Origin of the sequence: Pseudomonas fluvialis, from assembly GCF_002835605.1 — a bacterium.
GTDB lineage: Bacteria > Pseudomonadota > Gammaproteobacteria > Pseudomonadales > Pseudomonadaceae > Aquipseudomonas > Aquipseudomonas fluvialis.
Window position 1 is genome coordinate 1 of record NZ_PIYS01000013.1, and the last position, 7863, is coordinate 7863.

At 60.3% G+C, this 7863-nt stretch carries 5 protein-coding genes and 1 pseudogene; 5 read left to right on the forward strand and 1 reads right to left on the reverse strand.

Annotation, left to right across the window (positions count from 1 at the left end):
- Positions 1-18 precede the first annotated feature (18 nt).
- Positions 19-1350 carry an IS4 family transposase gene (locus CW360_RS07735; protein WP_170307333.1) on the forward strand — a complete coding sequence of 444 codons (1332 nt, stop codon included), beginning with the start codon at positions 19-21 and terminating at the stop codon, positions 1348-1350.
- A 45-nt stretch (positions 1351-1395) separates the two neighbouring features.
- On the opposite strand, the gene CW360_RS07740 is transcribed toward CW360_RS07735, so the two are convergent.
- The gene (locus CW360_RS07740) at positions 1396-2559 is read right to left on the reverse strand and encodes a type III PLP-dependent enzyme (RefSeq protein WP_093986013.1); all 1164 of its coding nucleotides are present in this window, start codon (positions 2557-2559) and stop codon (positions 1396-1398) included.
- Positions 2560-2993: 434 nt separating this feature from the next.
- Between CW360_RS07740 and CW360_RS07745 the strand changes: the two genes are divergently transcribed.
- The 4 genes and pseudogenes from CW360_RS07745 to CW360_RS07755 all read left to right on the forward strand — a co-directional run bounded on the left by CW360_RS07745 (position 2994) and on the right by CW360_RS07755 (position 7863).
- Complete coding sequence (locus tag CW360_RS07745; protein ID WP_093986012.1) at positions 2994-4577, forward strand: peptide chain release factor 3; 1584 nt, start codon at positions 2994-2996, stop codon at positions 4575-4577.
- 213 nt (positions 4578-4790) lie between these two features.
- Positions 4791-5333 (forward strand): annotated as a pseudogene (locus tag CW360_RS17300) (MCP four helix bundle domain-containing protein); the annotation flags it as partial.
- Between the two features lie 6 nt (positions 5334-5339).
- A complete protein-coding gene (locus CW360_RS07750; protein ID WP_371870500.1) occupies positions 5340-6416 on the forward strand; it encodes a methyl-accepting chemotaxis protein in 1077 nt (358 codons plus the stop codon).
- Between the two features lie 115 nt (positions 6417-6531).
- On the forward strand, positions 6532-7863 hold the full coding sequence (locus tag CW360_RS07755; RefSeq protein ID WP_170307333.1) for an IS4 family transposase: 1332 nt from the start codon (positions 6532-6534) through the stop codon (positions 7861-7863).

Consider the following 7863-nt stretch of genomic DNA (forward strand, 5'->3'; position numbering starts at 1 on the left):
CCTGGCATCGGATTTTTTATGTCTCTGCAACAGCAACTGCTCGACTTAGGTGAACTGTTCAACTTCTCGGATCTGAGCACCTTCACCCAAAACATCCCGATCGAGTGGGTGGCATCCGCTCTGGACTTGTCCGCCCAGGCCACCATAAGGCGGCGGCGTCTGCCCAGCGATCAGGTGCTCTGGCTGGTGCTTGGCATGGCCTTGTTCCGTGACGAGCCGGTGCATGAGGTCGCACGACGCCTGAATATCTGTGCCCAGGGGCTGGCCTCTCACGACCTGCTGGCCCGAAGCGGTGTCACCGAGGCGCGTAAACGATTGGGTGCCGATCCGGTTGAGTGGCTGTTTCGTCAGACGGGTAACCAGTGGGGTTGCGAGCGCTATGAGGGCGATACCTGGCAGGGCCTGCAAGTATTGGCCGTGGATGGCGCACTCCTGCGCACCCCAGACACGCCTGAACTCCGAGAGCATTTCGGCTCCGGCAATACCTCCACCGAGCGCCAGACGCCGTTTCCCATGCTGCGACTGGTAGCCCTGATGAACGTGCGCTCGCACCTGATTCTGGATGCGCAGGTGAGTCCCTACCGGCGCAGTGAGATGCGCTTGGCCGATGAGTTTATGCAGCAGATTCCCAATCAGTCGGTGACGCTGTTCGATAAGGGCTTCTGGAGTGCCGACTTGCTGTTGCGCCTGGGCGCCGCAGGGGAAAGCCGGCACTGGCTGATTCCGGCCCGCCAAGGGCTGGTTGGCGAGGAAGTCGCTCGTTACGGCAAGGGCGATCGTTTGCTGCGCATGAAGGTGTCGGCACAGGCACGAAAGCGCAACCCCGACCTGCCGACGCACTGGGAGGTACGTGAAGTCAGCTACGCCGTGAAGGACAAGATCAAGACAGTGCTCACCTCGCTGCCTGCGGATACTTACAGCGCCAAGACCATCGCCAAGCTGTATCAGGAGCGCTGGGAGATCGAGCTGGGCTTCCGGGATATCAAAAGCTCTCTGCAGCAGAATGCGATGACCCTGCGCAGCAAGGTAACGGAGCTGGTCTACCAGGAGGTCTGGGGCTTGTTGTTGGCCTACAACATCATCCGCCGCGAAGCCGGTCAGGCAGCCGTCGCCTTCGGCCGCTCTCCGGGCGACATCCGCTTCAAACCAGTAGCTCAATACATCGCCGTGCAATTGATCGTGATGGCGGCGGCCAACCCGATTTCAGCAACAGGAACACGATTGTCGGAGCTGAGAGCAGGAATCGGTGGGCTGTTTCTGGATCACCGTCCAAGGCCATCAAGACCAAGGACGGTGAAGATCTCAAAGACCCGTTATCCAGTGGATCGAAAGGCTGCTCCGCTTAAGTGAGCAGCATTACGGCGCATGGCCGGGGTTCTGGGGAGCGTACAGGGCTTAGATATAGAAGGCCTTCAGCGGCGGGAAGCCATTGAATTCCACCGCACTGTAGCTGGTGGTGTAAGCACCGGTGGAGAACCAGTACAGGCGGTCACCGCTGGCCAGGTTAAGCGGCAGGCCGTACTTGTAGTTCTCGTACATGATATCGGCGCTGTCGCAGGTCGGCCCGGCGATGATGACTTCTTCCATCTCGCCCTTCTTCTCGGTCCAGATGGGGAACTTGATCGACTCGTCCATGGTTTCGATCAGGCCGCTGAACTTGCCCACGTCGGTGTACACCCAACGCTCCACGGCGGTACGCGACTTGCGTGCCACCAGTACCACTTCGCTGACCAGGATACCGGCGTTGGCAATCAGCGAGCGGCCCGGCTCAAGGATGATCTCCGGCAGTTCGTCGCCGAAGTCTTCCTTGAGGAAGCGGATGATTTCCTCGGCGTAAGTCTCCAGGCTGTTGGTGCGGGCAATGTAGTTGGCCGGGAAACCGCCACCCATGTTGATCATCTGCAGGGTGATGCCGTCTTCTTCCTTGAGGCGCTCGAAGATCACCTTGACCTTGGCGATGGCCGCGTCCCACACGTCGATGTCGCGTTGCTGGCTGCCAACGTGGAAAGAGATGCCGTACGGCACCAGGCCCAGCTGCTTGGCGAGGATCAGCAGGTCCAGGGCCATGTCCGGGTTGCAGCCGAACTTGCGCGACAGCGGCCAGTCGGCGCTGTTGGAACCTTCGGTGAGAATACGCACATAAATCTTTGCCCCCGGCGCCGCCTTGGCAATGTTGCGCAGGTCGGCTTCCGAGTCGGTGGCGAACAGGCGCACGCCCTTCTCATAGAAGTAGCGAATATCGCGGGCCTTCTTGATGGTATTGCCATAGCTGATGCGCTCGGCAGCTACGCCAGCGCTCATCACCTTGTCCAGCTCGTAGATGGAGGCGATGTCGAAGTTGCTGCCCTTGTCGCGCAGCAGCTCGGTGATCTCGATGGCCGGATTGGCCTTGACCGCGTAATAGATCTTGGCAAACGGGAAGCAGCTGACCAGCTGATCATAGGAATCGGCGATGGTCTGCTTGTCGATGACCACGAAAGGGGTTTCCTGCTGGTCGGCAAACGCCTTCATTTTCTGGAAGGTGTCGCGGGCGTAGTAGTCTTCGATCTTGATCGGCATGGAAGGCTCCAGGTAGACAAACAAAAGGTGTATAGGGGTGACACTGAACGCCTAATCCGTTTCCCCACTTTGGTTCGCCTACTTCCCAAGGCATGTCGCCGAAAGCAAAAAGGCCAACCTGGGGGCAGTCCCACCTGCAGGTTGACCTTGCTGTCTCGTCGTCAGTACTTGAGCCGGATGGATCGTTTCCAGCATGGACGTTCGGCGCGGACTTTAAGACCATGCCCCGGTGAGATCAATCAAAAAATGCCGCTAATTTGCAGCCTGTTGTCGCCCTGCTGGTTGACTGTTCCAGATTCCAAACAAAACGCTCTGAAATGCTTTACAAGCCAGGCTCCACGCGGCTTGCATCGACTGCGCGGCGTGCCGCCATTTGCCGCTATAATCGCCGCCTTTTTTGACAATACGACGACTGCGTCGACAGGTTTCCCAGCATGAGCATCCAGGCCGCCGAAGTGGCGAAGCGCCGTACCTTCGCCATCATTTCCCACCCCGACGCCGGTAAGACCACCATTACCGAGAAGCTGCTGCTGATGGGCAAGGCCATCGAGGTCGCCGGTACGGTGAAGTCGCGCAAGTCCGACCGCCATGCCACCTCCGACTGGATGGAGATGGAGAAGCAGCGCGGCATCTCCATCACCACCTCGGTGATGCAGTTCCCCTACCGCGAGCACATGGTCAACCTGCTCGACACCCCCGGCCACGAAGACTTCTCGGAAGACACCTACCGCACCCTGACGGCGGTAGACAGCGCGCTGATGGTGCTCGACGGCGGTAAGGGCGTGGAACCGCGCACCATCGCCCTGATGGAAGTCTGCCGCCTGCGCGACACGCCGATTGTCAGCTTTATCAACAAGCTCGACCGCGATATCCGCGACCCGATTGAGCTGCTCGACGAGATCGAGGCGGTGTTGAAGATCAAGGCGGCGCCGATCACCTGGCCGATTGGCTGCTACCGCGACTTCAAGGGCGTGTATCACCTGCACGAGGACAAGATCATCGTCTACGTGCCGGGCCACGGCCATGAGCGCACCGAGCAAAAGGTGATCAACAAGCTGGACTCCGACGAAGCCCGCGCCCACCTGGGCGACATGTACGATGATTTCGTCGAACAACTGGAACTGGTCCAGGGCGCTTGCCACGCGTTCGACCAGGACGCCTTCCTCAAGGGCGAGATGACCCCGGTATTCTTCGGCACCGCGCTGGGCAACTTCGGCGTCGACCAGGTGCTCGACTGCATCGTCGACTGGGCGCCGCAGCCGTTGTCACGCGCCGCCCACGAGCGCGTGGTCGAGCCGGTGGAAGAGAAGTTCAGCGGCTTCGTGTTCAAGATCCAGGCGAACATGGACCCCAAGCACCGCGACCGCATCGCCTTCATGCGCATCTGCTCGGGCAAGTACGAGAAGGGCATGAAGATGCGCCATGTGCGCATCAAGAAGGACCTGAAGATCGCCGACGCCCTGACCTTCTTCTCCAGCGAGCGCGAGCAGCTGGAAGAGGCCTATGCCGGCGACATCATCGGCCTGCACAACCACGGCACCATCCAGATCGGCGACACCTTCACCGAGGGTGAAGTACTGGGCTTCACCGGCATCCCGCACTTCGCCCCGGAACTGTTCCGCCGCGTGCGCCTGAAGGACCCGCTGAAATCCAAGCAGCTGCGCCAGGGCCTGCAGGAGCTGGCCGAGGAAGGCGCGACCCAGGTGTTCTTCCCCGAGCGCAACAACGACATCATCCTCGGCGCCGTCGGCGTGCTGCAGTTCGATGTGGTCGCCAGCCGCCTCAAGGAGGAATACAAGGTCGAGTGCGCCTACGAGGCGATCAACGTCTGGTCGGCACGCTGGATCGAATGCAGTGACGAGAAGAAGCTCAAGGAGTTCAAGGACAAGGCCTTCGAGAACCTGGCGGTGGATGGCGGTGGCCACCTCACCTACCTGGCGCCGACCCGGGTCAACCTGAGCCTGATGGAAGAGCGCTGGCCGGATGTGAAATTCCGCGCCACCCGCGAGCACCACTAACCCCCGCCTGCCTAATCAGCTTGGCCGTGCGACACGGCCAAGCCGAGCATTCCTCCCCATCAAGCAACGCATCATCACCTATACTGGGTATAGGTTCTTTAGGCATTTTTCCGAACCATACAGTGCCCCTAAAGCAACCACTTGTGCTTACTCAAGTTCCACCCGATAACGACGATACAAGCTCACACTGCCCTTCCTTGCTCCGAGGTGAATATGTCCATTCGCGATGTCCGCGTGGCTACGCGTGCCGGTGTTGGTTTTGCCCTGCTTGCCCTGCTGGTTCTGCTGGTTGGCAGTTTTTCTCTCATGCAGATGGGCAAGCTGCATAGCCAAGGGGAATACATTAACCAGACCGTGATGCCCAGCCTGGCATCTATCAATACCATCAGCACGGATATTTTGAGGGTTCGCGCGCTCACCTTGCGATTGATGATCCAGCGCGATCCTAGCCAACAACAACAAGCGATCCGCACTCTGGATGAATTGAAAGGTCATTTGCACGACAGTGAGCGCAAATACGAAAGCTTGCTGGAAGCCGACAACGAGCGCGCCATGTTTCAACGACTGATGAACGCCCAGCGCGCGTACATGAGCGAGCAACAGCGCATCGTCGAACTGGTACCACAGGGCCGCCATGATGAAGCCCTGGCCGTAGCCAACGGCCCGCTCAACCAGCATGCTGATGATCTATTCCGCGCACTGAATGAGCTGACCCAGTTCAACAATGACAACGCGGCGGCGGCGCAAAAACAAAGCGAGGCGATTTATCAAAGCGCCTTCAACCTGGTAGTGGCGATCATCGTCGCCGCCATCGCCCTGACCATCCTGCTCGCCGTACTGCTCACCAACAGTATCGTGCAACCGCTGCGCAAGGCCGTCGGCGTCGCGCAAGTCGTGGCCAAGGGCGACCTCTCGCAAAGCATCCAGCTGGAAGGCAACGACGAACTGACCAGCCTGATGCGCGCCCTGCAGGACATGCAGCAAAGCCTGCGCAGCACCATCCAGCAGATTGCCGATTCCTCGACCCAACTGGCCTCTGCCTCCGAGGAGCTGCACGCGGTCACCGAAGACTCCACGCGGGGCATGCACCAGCAGAACAACGAACTGGAGCAGGCAGCCACCGCGGTCAATGAAATGACCGCAGCGGTCGATGAAGTCGCGCGTAACGCCGTCAGCACCTCGCAAGCCTCGCAAGCCTCGAGCAAGACCGCCGAGCAGGGCCGCGACCAGGTGCTGCGTACCGTCGACTCCATCGACAGCCTGGCCGAAGACGTCACCCAGACTGCCGGCCAGGTGGAGCAACTGGCCGACAAGGTGCGCGACATCAGCAAGGTGCTCGACGTGATCCGTGCGATTGCCGAACAGACCAACCTGCTGGCACTCAACGCCGCCATCGAAGCCGCACGCGCCGGCGAGCAGGGCCGCGGCTTTGCCGTGGTGGCTGACGAAGTGCGCCTGCTGGCACAACGCACCCAGCAGTCCACCCAGGAAATCGAGCAGATGATCGGCGGTATCCAGCAAGGTACCGACCAGGCCGTGAATGCCATGCGCCATAGCAATGAACGCGCCCGCACCACCCTCGACGTCGCCCGCGCCGCCGGCGAGGCACTCGACCTGATCGCCCGCTCGATCACCGAGATCAACGAGCGCAACCTGCTGATCGCCAGCGCCTCCGAAGAGCAGGCCTCGGTGGCCCGCGAAGTGGACCGCAACTTGGTGAATATCCGCGACCTGTCCCTGCAAACCTCGGCCGGCGCCAACCAGACCAGCGCCTCCAGCCAGGAGCTGTCACGCCTGGCCGTGGAGCTGAACAGCATGGTCAGCCGCTTCCGCCTGTAATCCGGCCAGCAACGAAAAACCCCGCCAGCTGGCGTAATGCTGTTCACTTAAGCATTTGAGCCCTGACGGGGCTTCCCCGAAAATCCGATGTCAGGTCCCTGGCATCGGATTTTTTATGTCTCTGCAACAGCAACTGCTCGACTTAGGTGAACTGTTCAACTTCTCGGATCTGAGCACCTTCACCCAAAACATCCCGATCGAGTGGGTGGCATCCGCTCTGGACTTGTCCGCCCAGGCCACCATAAGGCGGCGGCGTCTGCCCAGCGATCAGGTGCTCTGGCTGGTGCTTGGCATGGCCTTGTTCCGTGACGAGCCGGTGCATGAGGTCGCACGACGCCTGAATATCTGTGCCCAGGGGCTGGCCTCTCACGACCTGCTGGCCCGAAGCGGTGTCACCGAGGCGCGTAAACGATTGGGTGCCGATCCGGTTGAGTGGCTGTTTCGTCAGACGGGTAACCAGTGGGGTTGCGAGCGCTATGAGGGCGATACCTGGCAGGGCCTGCAAGTATTGGCCGTGGATGGCGCACTCCTGCGCACCCCAGACACGCCTGAACTCCGAGAGCATTTCGGCTCCGGCAATACCTCCACCGAGCGCCAGACGCCGTTTCCCATGCTGCGACTGGTAGCCCTGATGAACGTGCGCTCGCACCTGATTCTGGATGCGCAGGTGAGTCCCTACCGGCGCAGTGAGATGCGCTTGGCCGATGAGTTTATGCAGCAGATTCCCAATCAGTCGGTGACGCTGTTCGATAAGGGCTTCTGGAGTGCCGACTTGCTGTTGCGCCTGGGCGCCGCAGGGGAAAGCCGGCACTGGCTGATTCCGGCCCGCCAAGGGCTGGTTGGCGAGGAAGTCGCTCGTTACGGCAAGGGCGATCGTTTGCTGCGCATGAAGGTGTCGGCACAGGCACGAAAGCGCAACCCCGACCTGCCGACGCACTGGGAGGTACGTGAAGTCAGCTACGCCGTGAAGGACAAGATCAAGACAGTGCTCACCTCGCTGCCTGCGGATACTTACAGCGCCAAGACCATCGCCAAGCTGTATCAGGAGCGCTGGGAGATCGAGCTGGGCTTCCGGGATATCAAAAGCTCTCTGCAGCAGAATGCGATGACCCTGCGCAGCAAGGTAACGGAGCTGGTCTACCAGGAGGTCTGGGGCTTGTTGTTGGCCTACAACATCATCCGCCGCGAAGCCGGTCAGGCAGCCGTCGCCTTCGGCCGCTCTCCGGGCGACATCCGCTTCAAACCAGTAGCTCAATACATCGCCGTGCAATTGATCGTGATGGCGGCGGCCAACCCGATTTCAGCAACAGGAACACGATTGTCGGAGCTGAGAGCAGGAATCGGTGGGCTGTTTCTGGATCACCGTCCAAGGCCATCAAGACCAAGGACGGTGAAGATCTCAAAGACCCGTTATCCAGTGGATCGAAAGGCTGCTCCGCTTAAGTGA

Coding starts and splice junctions, on each gene's coding strand:
- CW360_RS07735 (WP_170307333.1), top strand. CDS start 19: ATGTCTCTGCAACAGCAACTGCTCGACTTAGGTGAACTGTTCAACTTC.
- CW360_RS07740 (WP_093986013.1), bottom strand. CDS start 2,559: ATGCCGATCAAGATCGAAGACTACTACGCCCGCGACACCTTCCAGAAA.
- CW360_RS07755 (WP_170307333.1), top strand. CDS start 6,532: ATGTCTCTGCAACAGCAACTGCTCGACTTAGGTGAACTGTTCAACTTC.
- CW360_RS07745 (WP_093986012.1), top strand. CDS start 2,994: ATGAGCATCCAGGCCGCCGAAGTGGCGAAGCGCCGTACCTTCGCCATC.